15 protein-coding genes and 1 pseudogene are annotated in these 18,464 nt (G+C 67.9%); 10 read left to right on the top strand and 6 right to left on the bottom strand.

Features of this window, described 5'->3' with window-relative positions:
* The first annotated feature begins 107 nt into the window (after positions 1–107).
* Positions 108–1,967 (top strand): dihydroxy-acid dehydratase, encoded by a 1,860-nt coding sequence (ilvD, locus tag WS45_RS12570; protein ID WP_059700108.1) that lies wholly within the window; start codon positions 108–110, stop codon positions 1,965–1,967.
* 116 nt (positions 1,968–2,083) lie between these two features.
* On the opposite strand, the gene WS45_RS12565 is transcribed toward ilvD, so the two are convergent.
* On the bottom strand, positions 2,084–2,890 hold the full coding sequence (locus tag WS45_RS12565; RefSeq protein WP_059700106.1) for an SH3 domain-containing protein: 807 nt from the start codon (positions 2,888–2,890) through the stop codon (positions 2,084–2,086).
* A gap of 33 nt (positions 2,891–2,923) precedes the next feature.
* Positions 2,924–3,349 carry a hypothetical protein gene (locus WS45_RS12560; protein ID WP_059700104.1) on the bottom strand — a complete coding sequence of 142 codons (426 nt, stop codon included), beginning with the start codon at positions 3,347–3,349 and terminating at the stop codon, positions 2,924–2,926.
* A 310-nt stretch (positions 3,350–3,659) separates the two neighbouring features.
* Here WS45_RS12560 and WS45_RS12555 point away from each other — a divergent pair, with 310 nt between their 5' ends.
* Together WS45_RS12555 and WS45_RS12550 are read left to right on the top strand one after the other, a co-directional pair.
* Positions 3,660–5,210, top strand: a complete 1,551-nt coding sequence (locus WS45_RS12555) for a sigma-70 family RNA polymerase sigma factor (protein ID WP_059700103.1) — start codon at positions 3,660–3,662, stop codon at positions 5,208–5,210.
* Positions 5,211–5,396: 186 nt separating this feature from the next.
* Positions 5,397–6,275: a helix-hairpin-helix domain-containing protein gene (locus WS45_RS12550; protein ID WP_059700101.1), complete on the top strand. Its 879-nt coding sequence runs from the start codon at positions 5,397–5,399 to the stop codon at positions 6,273–6,275.
* A gap of 87 nt (positions 6,276–6,362) precedes the next feature.
* Here the strand turns inward: WS45_RS12550 and WS45_RS12545 are convergent, their stop codons facing one another.
* The 3 genes and pseudogenes from WS45_RS12545 to WS45_RS12535 all read right to left on the bottom strand — a co-directional run bounded on the left by WS45_RS12545 (position 6,363) and on the right by WS45_RS12535 (position 8,554).
* Complete coding sequence (locus WS45_RS12545; RefSeq protein WP_059525001.1) at positions 6,363–6,788, bottom strand: helix-turn-helix domain-containing protein; 426 nt, start codon at positions 6,786–6,788, stop codon at positions 6,363–6,365.
* Positions 6,789–6,899: 111 nt separating this feature from the next.
* Positions 6,900–7,043: pseudogene (locus tag WS45_RS12540) on the bottom strand (MarR family transcriptional regulator); the annotation flags it as partial.
* Positions 7,040–8,554: an acetyl-CoA hydrolase/transferase family protein gene (locus tag WS45_RS12535; protein ID WP_059700099.1), complete on the bottom strand. Its 1,515-nt coding sequence runs from the start codon at positions 8,552–8,554 to the stop codon at positions 7,040–7,042. The pseudogene WS45_RS12540 and the gene WS45_RS12535, both read right to left, overlap by 4 nt.
* A 643-nt stretch (positions 8,555–9,197) precedes the next feature.
* Here WS45_RS12535 and WS45_RS12530 point away from each other — a divergent pair.
* From WS45_RS12530 to WS45_RS12500, 7 genes are read left to right on the top strand one after another with little or no spacing between them, the layout of a single operon-like run.
* The gene (locus tag WS45_RS12530; RefSeq protein WP_059700097.1) at positions 9,198–9,878 is read left to right on the top strand and encodes a CDP-alcohol phosphatidyltransferase family protein; all 681 of its coding nucleotides are present in this window, start codon (positions 9,198–9,200) and stop codon (positions 9,876–9,878) included.
* Positions 9,875–10,684, top strand: coding sequence for a HalD/BesD family halogenase (locus tag WS45_RS12525; RefSeq protein WP_059524995.1), 810 nt, complete (start codon positions 9,875–9,877; stop codon positions 10,682–10,684). Before WS45_RS12530 ends, WS45_RS12525 begins: the two co-directional genes overlap by 4 nt.
* Complete coding sequence (locus WS45_RS12520; RefSeq protein ID WP_059700095.1) at positions 10,681–11,682, top strand: HpnL family protein; 1,002 nt, start codon at positions 10,681–10,683, stop codon at positions 11,680–11,682. Before WS45_RS12525 ends, WS45_RS12520 begins: the two co-directional genes overlap by 4 nt.
* Before the next feature lie 36 nt (positions 11,683–11,718).
* Positions 11,719–12,486 carry a phosphocholine cytidylyltransferase family protein gene (locus tag WS45_RS12515; protein WP_059524991.1) on the top strand — a complete coding sequence of 256 codons (768 nt, stop codon included), beginning with the start codon at positions 11,719–11,721 and terminating at the stop codon, positions 12,484–12,486.
* On the top strand, positions 12,483–14,171 hold the full coding sequence (gene aepX, locus WS45_RS12510) for a phosphoenolpyruvate mutase (protein WP_059524989.1): 1,689 nt from the start codon (positions 12,483–12,485) through the stop codon (positions 14,169–14,171). The genes WS45_RS12515 and aepX overlap by 4 nt, the downstream gene beginning before the upstream one ends.
* Positions 14,168–15,349 (top strand): phosphonopyruvate decarboxylase, encoded by a 1,182-nt coding sequence (gene aepY / locus WS45_RS12505; protein ID WP_059700092.1) that lies wholly within the window; start codon positions 14,168–14,170, stop codon positions 15,347–15,349. The genes aepX and aepY overlap by 4 nt, the downstream gene beginning before the upstream one ends.
* Positions 15,349–16,413: a 2-aminoethylphosphonate aminotransferase gene (locus tag WS45_RS12500; protein WP_059700091.1), complete on the top strand. Its 1,065-nt coding sequence runs from the start codon at positions 15,349–15,351 to the stop codon at positions 16,411–16,413. Before aepY ends, WS45_RS12500 begins: the two co-directional genes overlap by 1 nt.
* Positions 16,414–16,534: 121 nt before the next feature.
* Here WS45_RS12500 and WS45_RS12495 read toward each other — a convergent pair whose 3' ends face one another.
* Positions 16,535–18,127, bottom strand: a complete 1,593-nt coding sequence (locus WS45_RS12495; RefSeq protein WP_059700089.1) for an EAL domain-containing protein — start codon at positions 18,125–18,127, stop codon at positions 16,535–16,537.
* Positions 18,128–18,464 lie beyond the last annotated feature (337 nt).

Here is an 18,464-nt window from a genome sequence, read left to right as displayed (position 1 = left end):
GACGGGTTTGCCCAGGGCGCAGCTCAAGAGGTTGTTCGCACGGGCGCGCGAGAGGCCTCCATTCCCGTGCCTCCACCCTTTTTCGCGATAATTCTTCAGCCATCACCATGCCCACATACCGTTCCAAAACCTCCACCGCCGGCCGCAACATGGCAGGTGCGCGCTCGCTGTGGCGCGCCACCGGCATGAAAGACGACGATTTCTCGAAGCCGATCATCGCGGTCGTCAACTCGTTCACGCAGTTCGTGCCCGGGCACGTGCACCTGAAGGATCTCGGCCAGCTCGTCGCGCGCGAGATCGAGGCCGCCGGCGGCGTCGCGAAGGAATTCAACACGATCGCGGTCGACGACGGCATCGCGATGGGCCATGACGGCATGCTCTATTCGTTGCCGAGCCGAGACATCATCGCCGACTCGGTGGAGTACATGGTGAACGCGCACTGCGCGGACGCGATGGTGTGCATTTCGAACTGCGACAAGATCACGCCGGGGATGCTGATGGCCGCGATGCGCCTCAACATCCCGGTGATCTTCGTGTCGGGCGGCCCGATGGAAGCCGGCAAGACGCGCCTCGCGAACCCAGTCACCAAGACCGTCGAACTGAAGAAGCTCGACCTCGTCGACGCGATGGTGATCGCGGCCGACCAGTCGTATTCGGATGCCGACGTCGCCGAAGTCGAACGCTCGGCCTGCCCGACCTGCGGTTCGTGCTCGGGCATGTTCACCGCGAACTCGATGAACTGCCTGACCGAGGCGCTCGGCCTGTCGCTGCCCGGCAACGGCACGGTCGTCGCGACGCACGCGGATCGCGAGCAGCTGTTCAAGCGCGCCGGCCGCCGCATCGTCGAGCTGACCCGCCAGCACTACGAGCAGGACGACATGCGCGTGCTGCCGCGCTCGGTCGGCTTCAAGGCGTTCGAGAACGCGATGACGCTCGACATCGCGATGGGCGGTTCGACCAACACGATCCTGCACCTGCTGGCGATCGCGCAGGAAGCCGGCATCGACTTCACGATGAAGGACATCGATCGCCTGTCGCGCATCGTGCCGCAGCTGTGCAAGGTCGCGCCGAACACGAACAAGTACCACATCGAGGACGTGCACCGCGCGGGCGGCATCATGGCGATCCTCGGCGAGCTCGACCGCGCCGGCAAGCTGCACACCGACGTGCCGACCGTGCACGCGCCGACGCTGAAGGATGCGCTCGACCAGTGGGACATCGTCCGCACGGAAGACGAAGCGGTCCGCACGTTCTACCTGGCCGGCCCGGCCGGGATCCCGACGCAGGTCGCGTTCAGCCAGGACACGCGCTGGCCGAGCCTCGACCTCGACCGCGCCGAAGGCTGCATCCGCTCGTACGAGCATGCATTCTCGAAGGAAGGCGGCCTGGCCGTGCTGACCGGCAACATCGCGCTCGACGGCTGCGTGGTGAAGACGGCCGGCGTCGACGAAAGCATCCTCGTGTTCGAGGGCTCGGCGCACGTGACCGAATCGCAGGACGAAGCGGTCGAGAACATCCTGAACGACAAGGTCAAGGCCGGCGACGTGGTGATCGTGCGGTACGAAGGCCCGAAGGGCGGCCCCGGCATGCAGGAAATGCTGTACCCGACGAGCTACATCAAGTCGAAGGGCCTCGGCAAGGCATGCGCGCTGCTGACGGACGGCCGCTTCTCGGGCGGCACGTCGGGCCTGTCGATCGGTCACTGCTCGCCGGAAGCGGCAGCGGGCGGCGCAATCGGCCTCGTGCGCGACGGCGACCGGATCCGCATCGACATCCCGAATCGCACGATCGACGTGCTGGTGTCGGACGAGGAACTCGCGCGTCGCCGCGACGAGCAGAACGCGAAGGGCTGGAAGCCGGCGCAACCGCGCCCGCGCAAGGTGTCCGCGGCGCTGAAGGCTTATGCGAAGCTGGTGATGTCGGCCGACAAGGGCGCCGTGCGCGACCTGTCGCTGCTCGACGACTGACACCGGACGACGGGCCGCGCGAACGGCCCGCCTGCGTGATTCGGAAGCCGCTCCTCGGAGCGGCTTTTTTTCGTCCGGCGCCGGCCCGAAGCCGCGGCACCGGCGCCGTCAATCGATCAATGACGGAACTCGTCGGTGCCCCATCCGCCTCCACCGCCACCGTGGCTCCCACCGCCGCGGTTCCCGCCGCTGTTTCCACCGCCTTGCGGCCGTGCGCCGTAACCGCCGCCGCCCTGATACGTCGGCGGCGCCATCATCCGGGCCGCGCCACCGTTAGGTGCGGGCTGCTGCGCCGGCTGCTGCGGCTGCGGCTGACGGCCGGGCATCGGCGCAGGCGCGGGTGCGGCCTGTTGTGGCGCCGGCGCGCGGTTCGGGCCGTTCCAGCCACCGCGCGTCGCCGACGGCCGTGCATCATGCCGCTCGGGCGGCCCACCGCCCGGCGCGCGCTGGTTCGGCCCGCCCGGCTGCGGGTGTCCGTAAGCGGGCGGCATTCCGCCGGGGCCGATGCGCGGCTCGGCACGACGCTCCCAACGGTCGCGATCGTGAAACCACGGCCGATGGCGGTAGTAGCGGTCCCAGTACGCGCCGATCGCGAAGCCGGTCACCGGCACGCCGATGATCGCGCCGTATTCGAGCAACGGCACGTAATTGCCTTGATACGGATAGTCGAGTTGCTCCGCGTCGATCCAGCCGCGCACGCCCGGCAGCGCGACGTCGCACCACGAGTAGTCGCTCAGGCAGCCGAACACGTCCAGCGCGGTGCCGGGCGGAACCTGCGCGACGACCGGATAATCGGGCGCCGGCCCCGCATAGATTTCGGCCGGCGAGTTCGTGTAGGCGCTGCTTTGCGCGTCGGCGATGCCCGGCACCGCGGCGATGCCGAACAGGACGACGCACAAACTTCGGATGATCGTGTTGCTCATGATGCTCTCCCGCGCGGTGCCACCGCGCGTCGGTCAGTGTCGATGGCCCCCGCCCCCATGCCCGCCTCCCCAGTGACCGCCGCCCCATGGACGGTGCCAGTATCCGCCCCGGTAGCCGCCGCCCCAATGCCCCCAGAAACCGAGGCCGATCGTGACGGGCGGCCCATACCAGCCCGGGTAGTACGCGGGATAGTAGGCAGGGTAAGGCACATAGGCCGGCGCGACATATACCGGGGCCGGTACGTAGACGTAATCGTCTGCCGGCGGCGCCGCCGCGGCCGTCGACGGCGCGATCGGTGCGGCGGTTGCCGGCGCCACCGGGATCTCTCGCTGCGACACCGTGGCAGGCACGGGTGCGTAATACGGCGCATAGCCGTATGGGCCGGTGTAATAACAGCCGCTCAGCGCGAACATGGCCAGCGCCATGACGGCAGGCCGCGCGGCGGGAATCGGGTTCATTCGAGGCTCCGCAGGGAATCGGTGCGTCGCCGCGTGGCGCGCGCCTGACTCTAGCTTACGTCCCCCGCATATTTCTGCGGGTTTGATCCGTTACTTTTTGTTTCGCGGCAACAAGAACGGGGCGCGACCGCGCGGGCATGCCGCATGCTCGCGCGTCAGCCACGCCGGCGTTGAAGTTGGCGCAAATGCCCTCAAGTTGAATATCGAATCAGGCTGGCCGGCGCGGACGGGTGTTCGCGGCCCCCCGGGAGCCTGAAACCCGCGGACTTCGGCCCGCCCAGACAGGAGCGCGGCTCGCGCCGCCATCGACATGACTACGCCACGCCCCACGCTTCGGGCGGACACGCCCCTCGATCCGATCATCCAGCTGCTGGCGCTCGCCGGCGAACAGGGTTATCTGACGCACGCCGACCTCGTCGACGCGCTGCCGCCGGAAAGCGACAGCCCCGACGCGCTGGACGTCGTGCGCGCCGCGCTCGCGGACATCGGCATCGCCGTGCTCGACGAGCCCGTCGCGCCGGCGCCGTTCACGGGTGCGGCACCGGTCGACGTCGATCGCGACGCCCTCGACGAGGGCCGCGCGCTGCTTGGCGATCTCGCTCGCGGCACCGGCGCATCGACCGATCCGCTCGCCCTCTACATGCGGCGCATCCATGCGGTGCCGCTGCTCAAGCGCGAGGACGAAATCGTGCTTGCCCGCGAGATCGAAACGGGCCGCCATCAGATCCTGCACGCGCTCGCCGGCTGTCCGGCGGCCGTCGAGGCGCTGCTCGCGCGCCATGCCGCAACGCGTGCAACCGCCGCGACCACCGACGAAGGCGACGACGGCGATGACGCACCGGCGCATGCGCGCTACGACACGCTTCAAGGCGCGGTTGCGACCGTGCGCGACGCATTGCACGCGCAGGGCTGCCGCTCGGCCGAGTATCGCGACGCGCGCAACCGCCTGGCCGCGCTGCTCGGTTCGCTCGCATGGGTTGCACCGGCCGTCGACGAAGCGAGCCGCGTCGTGCGCGCGCTCGCCACTGCCCCGGTCGAAGCCGGAGCGGACACCACCGCGGGCGCCGATGCCGCGTGCTTCGATCCGGTCGCGCGGCGCGCGCTCGGCGCCGCGCTGAGCGACGGCCAGCAAAAAGTGCGCGACGGTACGCGCGCGATGCTCGAGGCGAACCTGCGCCTCGTGCTGTCGATCGCGCGCAAGTACATGAACCGCGGCGTCGACCTGCCCGATCTCGTGCAGGACGGCTGCCTCGGCCTGATGCGCGCGATCGAGAAGTTCGAATACCGGCGCGGCTTCAAGTTCTCGACCTACGCGACCTGGTGGATCCGGCAGGCGGTCGCGCGCGCGGTGGCCGACCGCTCGCGCACGATCCGCGTGCCCGTGCACGTCGGCGACCAGTACCAGCGCGTGCAGCGCCATGCGCTGCGCTTTCGCCAGCGCACGGGCCGCCGCGCGACGCCGGCCGAACTCGCGGCCGAGACCGGGCTCGCCGAGGACAAGCTGCGCGCGGTGCTCGCGCTGCCTGCCGAGCCGCTGTCGCTCGACACGCCGCTGCCCGACGCGGATACCGGCCTCGTCGACCTGCTCGAGGACCAGGCATCGGCGAGCCCGTTCGAGCGTCTGGCCGACACGCGCATGCGCGAATGCGTGACGTCGCTGCTGCGCTCGGTCACGCCGGCCGAGGCCGACGTGCTGCGCCGGCGGTTCGGCCTCGGCGGCGCCGAGCCCGACACCTACGATGCGATCGCGCAGGACGCAGGAATGTCGCGCGAACGCGTGCGGCAGATCGAGAAGCGCGCGCTCGCCACGCTGCGCATGGCCGCGGAGGCCGAGGGCGCGCAGTCGTTCCTCGACGCGTAACGGGTCGCGCGCTCGTGCTGCACGCCGGCACGAACGCGCGCGGGACCGGTTCCGCCCGTGCAACGTTTGCCGTTGACGCACATCAATTTTTGCTCGTCGCTTGCCGTGACAATGTGCTGAAATAAGAGGTGGACCGGGGCGTTGCGCGCCGCGTCCATTCCGTTTGCACATCTCCGGGCTCCGCACATGCAAACGACCATCGGCCAAACACACGAGGAAAACCGGCAGATCGCGGCCTGCCTGCGCGAGGCCGCGCAGTTGCTCGCCGACCAGGGCGCGAATCCTTATCGGGTTGCCGCCTACCGCGCATCGGCCGATACGATCGAGTCGCTCGAAGACGGTATCCGCACGCGGTTCGACGCAGGCGGCGTCGATGCGCTCGACGCACTGCCGGAAGTCGGCACGGGCGTCGCAGAGGCGATCGCCGAACTGCTGGTGACCGGACGCTGGCGGCTGCTCGACCGGCTGCGCGGCGACGCGGAGCGCGCGTCCGCATTCGAAGCCGTGCCGGGCATCGGCCATGCGCTCGCGCTGCGGATTCACGACCAATTGCACATCGATACGCTCGAGGATCTCGAACGCGCGGCCCGCAGCGGCCAGCTCGAGGCGATTCCGGGCGTCGGCCCGCGGCGCGCGGCCGGCATCCGCGCGGCGCTCGACGACGTGCTGAGCCGGCGCCGCCGCTGGCAAGGCCACGCGCGCGACGCCAGCCTCGGCACCGAGCCGCCCGTCGAACTGCTGCTGTACATCGACCGCCTGTACCGCAACAAGGCCGCCGCCGGCATCCTGCCCACGCTCGTGTCGCGCCGGCTGAACGCGGACGTGAGCATTCAGCCGCCCGTGATGCACATGACGAAAGGCGGCTGGCATTTCACCGCGCTGTGCCCGTATTCCGTGCGCCCGCAAGAGTCGGGGCGCACCGCGGACTGGGTCGCGCTCTACTTCTATGATGCGTTGCAATGCGAGAACCAGCGGACCGTCGTCACCGAAACGCTCGGCTCGCTCGTCGGCAAGCGCATCGTGCGCGGACGCGAGATGGAATGCCGCGTGTATTACGCGGGATGAGGCGCTCGGGACGCCAGCCGTGGCGATGCGGCCGCCCCGTGGCACGCTCGAGCGTCCACGCTCCGGCAAACCGGACCGCCTGACCGCTTACGCGCCTTCCGTCTTCGTGCGGCGCGCCGGATGCCGATGCGCCGCGATGCGCAGCAGCTTGCGGAACGACGGACACTCGAGATGACTCGGCGCCGGGCAGACGGCCGCGTGCCGCAACGCGTCGCGCACCGCGCCGAGACGGCGGATCGTACGGTCGAGCTCGTCGGCCTTGTCGTCGAGCTTCGCGCGATCGATCGCGGGCCGGCCGTCCGCGCCGAACATCGCGAGGATGTCGTCCAGCGAAAAGCCGGCCTCACGGCCGAGCGCGATCAGCGCAAGACGCTCCAGCACCGACTCGTCGTACTGACGCCGCAGCCCGTGACGGCCGTTCGGCACGATCAATCCCTTTTCCTCGTAGTAGCGCAGCGTCGACGCGGGCAAGCCCGAGCGGCGCGCGACTTCGGCGATGTCCAGACGGCTCATGCTCGATCTCAAGTGAACTTGAAGTCGCAAGATAGCCGCTCGACTCCTTCGATACAAGCCTGGACCGCCATGAACCGCCGGAGCCGGGTCGTCGGGCGCCGCGCACCGCGTTCATTCGCCGCCGCTGTCGATCAGGTTGTGGCGCACGCGCCCGAGCAGACGCACGAGCGTGTCGCGCTCGTCGCGCGTGAAGCCGCGCAACCCGTCGTCGGTGACCGTGTCGCCCACCTCCAGCATCTGCGGAAAGATGGTCAGGCCTTCATCGTCCCGGTGCGCACGTAACGCTCGTGCCACGACAGCGCCTCGGCGAGCAGGTGCGGCGTGTGCTTGCCGAAGCTCTCGCGCGACGCGCGCTCGAAGTAGTCGTCGAGCATCGGCCGGTAGTCGGGATGCGCGCAGGTCGCGATGATCTTACGCGCGCGCTGCTTCGGCGACAGGCCGCGCAGGTCGGCGAGCCCCTGCTCGGTGACGACCACCGCGACGTCGTGCTCGGTATGGTCGACGTGGCTCGCCATCGGCACGATCCGCGAGATCGCGCCGCCCTTCGCGGTGCTGGCCGACATGAAGCACGACAGGTAGCCGTTGCGCGCGAAGTCGCCCGAGCCGCCGATGCCGTTCTGGATCTTCGTGCCCATCACGTGCGTCGAGTTCACGTTGCCGTAGATGTCGGCCTCGATCATCCCGTTCATCGCGATGCAGCCGAGGCGGCGCACGAGTTCCGGATGGTTGCTGATCTCCTGCGGGCGCAGCAGGATCTTTTCGCGGAACGTCGCGATCTCGTCGGCGAAGCGCTGCACGGCGGCCGGGCTCAGCGACAGCGCCGTGGCCGACGCGAAGCTCAGCGTGCCGTCGTCGAGCAGGTCGAGCATGCCGTCCTGGATCACTTCGGTGTAAGCAGTCAGGTTCGAGAAGCCGGCCGAGCTCAGTTCCGCGAGCACCGCGTTCGTGATGTTGCCGACGCCCGACTGCAGCGGCAGCAGGTTTTCCGGCAGGCGGCCGCGCTTCACTTCATGGCGCAGGAAGTCGATCAGTTGCAGCGCGATCTGCTTCGACGTGGCGTCCGGCGCGGAGAACGCGTTGCTGCGATCCGGCGCGTCGGTCTCGACGATCGCGACGATCTTCTCCGCCGGGCAGCGCAGGTACGGCTCGCCGATCCGGTCGTCGCTTTTCGTCAGCGGAATCGGCTTGCGGTGCGGCGGCAGCGCGGTGCCGTAATAGACGTCGTGCATCCCGTCGAGACCGAGCGGCTGGCGCGCGTTGACTTCGAGGATCACGTGCTTCGCCTGCTCGAGCCACGTCTTGTTGTTGCCGATCGACGCGGACGGAATCAACAGCCCGTCCTCGCGGATGCCCGCGACTTCGACGATCGCGACGTCGAGCTCGCCATACAGCCCGAACCATGCGTATTGTGCGACGTGGCTCAGGTGGACGTCCTGGTAGTCGACTTCACCGGCGTTGATCTTGTCGCGCAGCGTCGGGTCGGACTGGTACGGCAGGCGCATCGAGATGCCATCGGTACGGGCGAGCGCGCCGTCGAGTTCCGGCGCGGTCGACGCGCCCGTCAGCACGTTGATCCGGAAGTCCTCGCCGCGCGCGTGGGCCGCGTCGATGTGGGCGGCGAGCGCGGCGGGCACGGCCTTCGGATAGCCGGATCCGGTGAAGCCGCTCATGGCGACGGTCATGCCGGGGCGGATCAGCGCGGCGGCTTCGTCGGCGGTGCGGACGAGCGAACGCAGGGCGGGAGCGAGGATGCGTGAAGAAGACATGGCTGTATATCTGACGCTTTGGTCTGTCGTTGACGTCGCGGGGGGTGTCTCCTGAGCGACGCGAAGCCCTTGGGGCCGCGAGGGGCGGCCCGGCACCACGGGCACGGTCGGAGTATCGCAGAGGCCATCGCCGCGAAATGTCCGCTGGATGCAAAAGATACTTGCTGAATGCACCGGGTATCGAACGACGGTTCTGTGACAGCCCGCGGCGGCCGCAAGCGCATGTATCCGAAAGGTGCGCGAAAGCGGACCGCCAGTTTTCCGCGCGAAAATTACGAACGGCTGAACATGAATCGACCGATACCTTTCCGGATTAGTCGCATCGACGCGAAGAATCCGCATGCGATGGCCAATCGGCGATCGCCGCGGCCGATTGTCGCCCGACGCGGCGGTTGCGGGCCTGATGCACGTCAACGCATCGACGCGCGCGAATTGCCGCCCGGCCCGCGTGCAAGGCCCGTCCGCCCTTGACAGCGGCGTGAGGCGAACCACACTGGATCAGACAGGGTCCGCCTGCGCGAACGCCGTTTCGCGCATCCGGTTTGCAATCGGCCGATGCCCGGAATGCGCGGTAACACTCCCGTATGTCAGGACATTGGTCGAAGAAAAAGCAACAAATTACAATTCCGTATATATTTCGCCGATGGACCAAAGAAAAACCGCTACACGCTCCGAACCGCCCTTGCCGCGCACCTGGGATGCTCGGCTCGCGCGCTCGCTCGTCCGACCGCTGATCGACACGCCCGTTACCCCGAATCACCTCACCACCCTTCGTCTGCTGATCGGCCTCGCCGGCGCCTGGTGCCTTGCGCACGGCGGCTTCGGCTGGAGCAACGCGGGCGCATTCCTGATCGTGCTGTCGAACTTCGTCGATCACACCGACGGCGAACTCGCGCGCATCAGCGGCAAGTCCAGCAAGATCGGTCACTTTTACGACCTCGCGGCCGACGCGCTCGTGACGGTCGCGCTGTTCGTCAGCATGGGCGTCGGCATCGTCGCCCAGGGCGGCCAGATGGCCGCGTCGCCGGTGCTGCTCGGCGCGGTGGCCGGCGCGGCCGTCGCACTGATCTTCTTCCTGCGCATGCGGATCGAATCGATCGCCGGCAAGGCCGGCACCAAGCAGGCGTTCGCCGGCGGCTTCGAGACGGAAGACGTGCTCTACCTGCTGCCGATCGTGACGCTCGTCGACGGCGTCCAGCCGTTCCTGCTCGCGGCGTCGATCGGCGCCCCGCTGTTCGCCGCGTGGGTCGTGATCGACTGGTGGCGCATCGTTCGGCGAAGCGGCACCCCTCAGAATTCAACCGAAATCCAGGCTTCCAAATGACTCCTAGCACGCGCGACGACTCCGTGCTGAGCCCGGCACGCCCCGCGCCTGCGCGCGCGGCAGCGGCCGATCCCGATCGCACCGTGGCCGACTGCGTCGGCCGTCTCGACCTCGACCGCCTGCGCGGCGACTACACGCGCCAGGGGTCGTTCCTGTACCTCGACGCCTTTCTGCCGGCCGACGCGCACGCGAAGCTCGCGGCCGCCGCGCGCGCGATGCAGGCCGGCCTGAACCGCAATTACCTGCCCGGCCACAAGCAGGGCGGCAGCGTGAGCCGGCACACGATCGACGAACAGGCGCCGTACATCGCCGAGCTGTACCGGTCGAAGGCGCTGATCGGCTTCCTCGAGAAGATCACCGGCGACAAGCTGATGCTGTCGCCGGACGACGATCCGCACGCGTACGCGCTGTACTACTACACGAAGCCGGGCGACCACATCGGCTGGCATTACGACACGTCGTACTACGACGGCCGCCGCTACACGCTGCTGATCGGCGTGATCGACGATTCGTCGTGCCGGCTCGACTACGAGCTGCATACGCGCAATCCGGACGTGCCCGACGCGCCGGGCTCCGTGCAGATCGCCGACGGCGGCATCGTGCTGTTCGACGGCGACAAGCTGCGCCATCGCGTCACGCCGCTCGGCCAGAACGAGACGCGCGTGTCGCTCACTTTCGAATACGTGACCAACCCCGGCATGCGGCCGTGGAAGCGCTTCATCTCGAACATGAAGGACGCGATCGCGTATTTCGGTTTCCGCCAGGTGTTCAAGCAACTGGCCACGCGACGGTCGACCGGGTCATGACACGCGCCGGCCTGATCCTGCTGTCCCTCGGAACGGCACTGTTCGTCGCCCTGCTCGCGTGGCAGGGCGTCGGCGCGGTCGCGTCGACGTTTCTCGCGGCCGGCTGGGGCCTCACGCTCGTCGCCGCATTCCACGTCGTGCCGCTCGTGATCGACGCGCTGGCGATCTCGGCGATGTTCCGCCGCGGCCAGCCGGGCGCCGAGCTCGGCAACGCGCTGCGCGCGCGCTGGGTCGGCGAATCGGTGAACAGCCTGCTGCCCGCCGGGCAGATCGGCGGCCCGGTGCTGATGGTGCGCCACCTCGCGCAGCGCGGCACGCGGATGGCCGATGCCGCCGCCGCGGTCACCGTCAGCACGACGATGCAGGCGCTCGCGCAGATGGCGTTCGCGCTGATCGGCATCGCCACGTTCAGCCTGTATGCGACGCACGAGTCCGTCGCTCACCTGCGCACGCCGGCGCTGATCGCCACCGGCGTGCTCGGCGCCCTCGCCGTCGCGTTCTACGTGGCGCAGCGGCGCGGGCTGTTCGGCCGCGGGCTGCGTCTCGCGTCGAAGCTGCTCGGCCCGCGCGACTGGTCGTCGCTGGCGACGCGCGCGGACGCGATCGACGACGCCGTCGGCGCGCTGTACCGCGATCGCGCGAAGGTCGCGAAGACTTTCGCGTTGAGCCTCGCCGGCTGGATCGTCGGCACCGCCGAAGTATGGCTCGCGCTGCACTTCCTCGGGCACCCGGTCAGCTGGCTGGACGCGCTGCTGCTCGAGAGCGTCGGCCAGGCGATTCGCGGTGCGGCATTCGCGATCCCGGGCTCGCTCGGCGCACAGGAAGGCGGTTACCTGCTGCTCGCCCCGCTGGTCGGCCTGCCGCCCGACGCGGCGCTCGCGCTGTCGCTCGCGAAGCGCGCGCGCGAACTCGCGCTCGGCCTGCCCGGCCTGCTCTATCTGCATTTCAGTGAAAGAAACTGGCAGCGGCGCCGCGCGCCGCAGCCCATCGCCGACTGATCGTTCAGATCCGCCGGCTTTTTGGTTGGAGAACCCATGCGAGCCATCATTCTTGCGGCAGGCCTCGGCTTGCGCCTGCAACAACCGCCCGAGGCGCAATTCCCGAAGTGCCTGCTGCGCTTCGACGACGTGTCGCTGCTCGAGCGCCATCTGCGCGTGCTCGACGCCGCCGGCGTCGATGAAATCGTGCTCGGGCTCGGCTTCCAGGCCGGGAAGGTCGAGCAGGAACTCGAGCGCCTCGGCCGCAGCGCCGAGATCGTGGTGAACGAGCGCTACGACCTCGGCAGCGTGCTGACCGTGCACACCGTCGCCGATGCGATGACGCGCGGCGGCGACGTGCTGCTGATGGACGCGGACGTGCTGTACGACGAGAACATCCTGCACGCGCTGGTCGCCGATCCGGACAAGTCGGTGGACCGCCTGCTGATCGATCGCGACTTCGAGGCCGGCGACGAGCCCGTCAAGCTGTGCCTGAAGAACGGCGTGCCGGTCGAGCTGCGCAAGCAGCTAGCGGTCGACCTCGAATACGACACGATCGGCGAGTCGGTCGGCTTCTTCCGCTTCACCGAAGGCACCGCGCGCCGCCTCGCGACGATCGTCGCGGGCTACGTCGACAGCGGCCGCGCGAACATGCCGCACGAGGAAGCCGTGCGCGACCTGCTGCTCGAAGGCGGCCATTCGTTCGACGTCGCCGACGTCACGGGCTCGCCGTGGATCGAGATCGACTTCCCGAACGACGTGGCACGCGCCACGCAAGAGATTCTTCCCCTGATTCAACGCACGACTGCAGGAGCCGCACGATGAACGCACGCGAACCCAACTTCTCCGAATCGCGCAGCGCACGCCTGCGCCGCATGCTCGTCAGCAGCGACCTCGAATTCCTGATGGAAGCGCACAACGGCCTGTCGGCACGGATCGTCCGCGAAGCCGGCTTCAAGGGCATCTGGGCATCGGGCCTCGCGATTTCCGCGCAGTTCGGCGTGCGCGACAACAACGAAGCGAGCTGGACCCAGGTCGTCGACGTGCTCGAGTTCATGGCCGACGCGAGCGACCTGCCGATCCTGCTCGACGGCGACACCGGCTACGGCAACTTCAACAACGTGCGCCGCCTCGTGAAGAAGCTCGAGCAGCGCGGCATCGCCGGCGTGTGCATCGAGGACAAGCAGTTCCCGAAGACGAACAGCTTCATCGACGGCGAGCGCCAGCCGCTTGCCGAGATCGACGAGTTCTGCGGCAAGATCAAGGCCGGCAAGGATTCGCAGAGCGATCCGGACTTCTCGATCGTCGCGCGCGTCGAAGCGCTGATCGCGGGCTGGGGGATGGACGAGGCGCTGCGCCGCGCGAACGCGTATGCGGAAGCCGGCGCCGACGCGATCCTGATTCACAGCAAGCTGTCGCGCCCGGACGAGATCCTGCAGTTCGCGCGCGAATGGAGCGGCCGCGCGCCGCTCGTGATCGTGCCGACCAAGTACTACAGCACGCCGACCGACGTGTTCCGTCAGGCCGGCATCAGCACCGTGATCTGGGCGAACCACCTGATCCGTGCGTCGGCATCGGCGATGCAGTCCGTCGCACGCGAGATCCACGAAAACCAGACGCTGATCAACGTCGAGGACCGCGTCGCGTCGGTCAACGAAATCTTCCGCCTGCAGGACGCCGACGAATACTCGGCGGCCGAGCGCATCTACCTGTCGTCGTCGTCGCGCGCGTCGAACGCCGCGATCGTGCTCGCCGCGAGCCGCGGCAAGGGGCTGGAGGCCGTCACCGAAGACAAGCCCAAGGTCATGCTGCCGGTCGCCGGCAAGCCGCTCTTGCGCTGGCTCGTCGACGGCTTCAAGAAGCATGGCGTGAACGACATCACCGTGGTCGGCGGCTATCGCGCCGACGCGATCGACACGTCGGGCATCAAGCTCGTCGTCAACGAGCGCCATGCGCAGACGGGCGAACTCACGTCGCTCGCATGCGCGGCCGAACGCCTGACCGGCGACACCGTGATCTCGTACGGCGACCTGCTGTTCCGCAGCTACATCCTGCGCGACCTGGCGGAGAGCGAGGCCGAGTTCAGCGTCGTCGTCGATTCGTCGCTCACGGAAACCAACCAAAGCGTGCGCGACTTCGCGCTCTGCTCGGCCGCGGACGATCGCGGCCTGTTCGGCCAGAAGACGTATCTGCAACGTGTATCGAGCGACGTCGCCGCCGCCGGCACGCCGCACGGCCGCTGGATCGGTCTGCTGAACGTGCGCGGCGCCGGCGTCGATCGCCTGAAGGCGATGCTCGCGACGCTGCAGGCGCGCCCCGATTTCGACACGCTCGACATCCCGTCCCTGCTCAACGAACTGATCGCCGCCGGCGAGAAGATCGAGGTGCAGTACGTGCACGGCCACTGGCGCGGCGTCAACGATCTCGAAGACTTCCGCCGCGCGGGCGACTTCGCGCACGGCCAGACGCCGCTGTCGGAGCCGGGCGCCGGCAACGGGGGCGCGCAATGATCGAAGCGGCCCAGTTCGTCGAGGCCGCGCGCGAACGCGGCTTCGACTGGTACGCGGGCGTACCCTGCTCGTACCTCACGCCGTTCATCAACTACGTGCTGCAGGACCCGACGCTGCATTACCTGTCGGCCGCGAACGAAGGCGACGCGGTCGCGCTGATCGCCGGCGCCACGCTCGGCGGCAGGCGCGGGATCGCGATGATGCAGAACTCGGGGCTCGGCAACGCGGTGAGCCCGCTCACGTCGCTGACCTGGACGTTCCGGCTGCCGCAGTTGCTGATCGTCACGTGGCGCGGCCAGCCGGGCGTGGCCGACGAACCGCAGCATGCGCTGATGGGGCCGATCACGCCCGCGATGCTCGACACGATGGAGATCCCGTGGGAGACGTTCCCGACCGACCCCGAACAGGTCGGCCCGGCACTCGATCGCGCGATCGCGCACATGGACGCAACGGGCCGCCCGTACGCGCTCGTGATGCAGAAAGGCAGCGTCGCGCCGTATGAACTGAAGGCGAACCCGGCGGCGGCGCCGCGCGCGCACGTCGCCGCGCAGTCGGCGGCACGCGCCGAAGCGCCCGCGTCGTGGCCGACCCGCCACGACGCGCTGCAGCGCGTGATCGCGCACACGCCGGTCGATTCGACCGTCGTGCTCGCGTCGACCGGCTTCTGCGGCCGCGAACTCTATGCCATCGACGACCGCCCGAACCAGCTGTACATGGTCGGCTCGATGGGCTGCGTGACGCCGCTCGCGCTGGGTCTCGCGCTCGCGCGCCCCGACCTGCGCGTGGTGGCCGTCGACGGCGACGGCGCCGCGCTGATGCGGATGGGCGTGTTCGCGACGCTCGGCACCTACGGCCCGTCCAACCTCACGCACGTGCTGCTCGACAACGGCGCGCACGAATCGACCGGCGGTCAGGCGACCGTGTCGCGGCACGTGTCGTTCGCGGGCGTCGCGGCCGCATGCGGCTACGCATCGGCCGTCGAAGGCGATACGCTCGACGTGCTCGATGCGACGCTCGCGACGCAAGCCGACGGTGCGCAGTTCGTGCGCGTGGCGATCCGCACGGGCGTGCCCGACGGCCTGCCCCGCCCGACCGTCACGCCGGTCGAGGTCAAGACCCGCCTGATGCGGCATATCGGCGCCGCACAGGCTGAAGCCCATGCCGAAGGAGCTCATTGATGCTGCTGCTGAATCCCGGCCCGGTAACGCTGACCGAACGCGTGCGCCGCAGCCTGCTGCAACCCGACCTGTGCCATCGCGAAAGCGAATTCTTCGATCTGCAGGATGAAGCGCGTGCGCGCCTCGTCGCTGCGTACGAACTCGATCCGGCCGAATGGGCCGCCGTGCTGATGACGGGCTCGGGCACCGCCGCCGTCGAAAGCATGATCGCGGCGCTCGTGCCGCAGGACGGCAAGCTGCTCGTGATCGAGAACGGCGTGTACGGCGAGCGCATCACGCAGATCGCGACGCAGTACGGCATCGCGCACGACGTGCTGAAGCACGAATGGATGCAGGCGCCCGATCTCGCGAAGATTGCCGAGCGTCTCGACGCGGGCGGTTATTCGCACGTCGCGGTGATTCATCACGAAACGACGACCGGCCGGCTGAACGACCTCGGCGCGATCGCCGACGTGTGCCGCGCGCGCGGCGTGAAAATGCTCGTCGACGGCGTCAGCAGCTTCGGCGCCGAAGCGATCGACTTCGCCGGCGGCGTGATCGACGCGGTCGCCGCGACCGCGAACAAGTGCCTGCACGGCGTGCCGGGCGCGGCGTTCGTGATCGTGCGCCGCGGCGCGCTTGCGAAGGCCGCGAGCCGCACGTATTACCTCGATCTCGGCCGTCTCGCGAAGCTTCAGGACCAGCGCAATACGCCGTTCACGCCGTCCGTGCACGCGTATTACGCGCTCGTCGAGGCGCTGCGCGAGTTCGACGAAGCCGGTGGCTGGCGTGCGCGCCATGCGCACTACAAGGCGCTCGCGGATCAGGCGCAGGCCGGCCTCGCCGCGCGCGGGATGCCGCTCGTGCTGGCCGAAGGCGCATCGTCGGTCGTGCTGCGCGCGTACCGGCTGCCGCAGGGCGTCACGTACGAGACGCTGCACGACGGCCTGAAGGCGCGCGGCTTCGTGATCTACGCGGGGCAAGGCGGGTTGTCGAAGGAACTGTTCCGCATCTCGACGATGGGTGCGATTGGTGCGGCCGACGTCGATCGACTGCTGGAGGAGTTCACGGCGCTGACGCGTTAAGCGTCGGCCTCGCTCTCCAACCCAAGGCCCGCGAGGGCCTTTTTTGTTCCTCGCAGATTTTCACGCGTATCGCTTATCGACGTCCGCGCACAGCGAAACAAACGACGGATGCCATCGAATGCTACGCCGCCGTCAACCTGGCGGTCTCCTGCGACGTTTCGCGCGCGAGCAGCCATGCCATCAGCTCTACGACAGGCATGGCCTTCGCGAAGTACCAGCCTTGTCCGTACTGCACGCCCTTGCCTCGAAGATATTCGACCTGTGTGTCCGATTCGACACCCTCGGCAACGACTTCCAGACCCAGCTCGTGAGCCATCGAGATGATGTGCGGTGCGACGATGCTCGATGCAGTGTCCCTTGCGACCGTGTCGATGAACGACTTGTCGATCTTGAGAATATCGACCTGGAAAGTCTGCAGGTAGGAAAGACTCGAATAGCCCGTGCCGAAATCGTCGATATAGACGGGGTGTCCGGCCGCCCTGAATGCCGCGATGACGTCGCGGGTTTCGTCCGCATTCATGAAGCTGCGCTCGGTGGCTTCGATCCGTATCTGGGACGGGTCAATGCCGGTGCCGTCGAGCACGCGCGCGAGAACCTTGAGGAACCGATCGCTTCGCAAGTCGTCGCTGCTCACGTTGATCGACACATAAAATGCCGGGTGTGTGCGCAGCAGAGGCGCCATGTCGGCAATGATCTTGTCGAGCACGAGATCGGTCAACGGCTGGATCAGATGATTTTCCTCGGCAACCGCCACGAAGATCTCCGGCGACACGGCTCGCCCGTTCAATTCCCATCTGACGAGCGCCTCGACCCCGGCGCAACGGCCGTCTACGAGATTGACGATCGGCTGGTAGACGACTTGCATCTTCTTGCGACTGATCGCCCACTCCAGGGTTGCCGGAAAGGAGAGCTGGCGCGACACGCGTTTGAACGCCAGCCATCCGATCGCAGCGCCCAGCGCAACGCCGATGGAAAGCCACGTCGCAAGCAGTTTCGGCCAGTCGCCGACAAGACTGCTCTTCGGCGATTTGACGACCATCGCGAGCGGGCCGGTCGCGGACTTCGCGACCGCGTAATACCATCGGTCGTTCTCGAGCTCGCCGCCGAGCTTCCATGCGTTGAGCATTTCATCCTTGTCGGCGCCATAGGAGAGCGCGAACAGCGTGCCGGTGTCGGTATTGACCGCCGCGATCGGGCGCCTCGCCGGATCGATCAGATCGACGTATGACTTTGGATCGATCAAGACGTAATGGCCGTTGCGAGCCAACTGGATGTCCTCGCGCACGTCGCTCAGCGGGCTCTTGCGCCTGAACCAGACCGAATATCCGTCCGCACTGCGCCAATCGGCCGGCGGCAACGTCAAATGCAACGCGCGCACATCGCCCATCAAGGGCGAGCAGAGATATTGTCCGTCGGCGTAGGTGCCCGCATCCTGCACATAGCCGTAATTGAAAATCACGCGCGCCGCGTGCGACAGGTTGGCGGCGGAACAGGATGCCCCCGGAACACGCTCCAGGTCCGCAAGGGCAGTAACGGCCTGATACGTGACCAACTCCGCGCGCAAGAGCGCCTTGGCTGCGAAGTCGCGCAGATCGTTCTGATCCCGTCGCTCGACGTCCTCATCGGCAACGTAAATGCTCGTCAGCACGGGGGCGATGGTCGCAACGCAGCCCAATACGATCGAGGCAGATACAAGCGTAAGCCGTTTGATCATCCATCAGCTCCGATGATCGATTGTCACCACGGTCGCAAAGCCGGTCAGGCAGAGGCTACATCGTCAGAGCATTACCGCATATCAACCGAACAATAGAATCTTGTCCGATTTTATTCAAATGGATAAATGAGTCGCTAGCGTTCAGGCGACGCCGGAACCCGGCAGATGCTTGCAAGCGGATGCCGGAGCACGTCGAATGACCGCGGCGGATGTGAGGTCGAATGGCGGTTCGTAGCCGAACAGCGACGGTCTGCCTCGCGTTTCCGGGAGGTTCGCAACGTCACCATTTCGCGTCGCGACGGCAAGTCGGACGGAATCGGCCCGGCGCGTCCTGTAT

The organism is Burkholderia sp. RF2-non_BP3 (assembly GCF_001522185.1).
GTDB lineage: Bacteria > Pseudomonadota > Gammaproteobacteria > Burkholderiales > Burkholderiaceae > Burkholderia > Burkholderia diffusa.
Note: the sequence above shows the minus strand (reverse complement) of the source record. Positions and strands in the feature narration are given on the sequence as shown.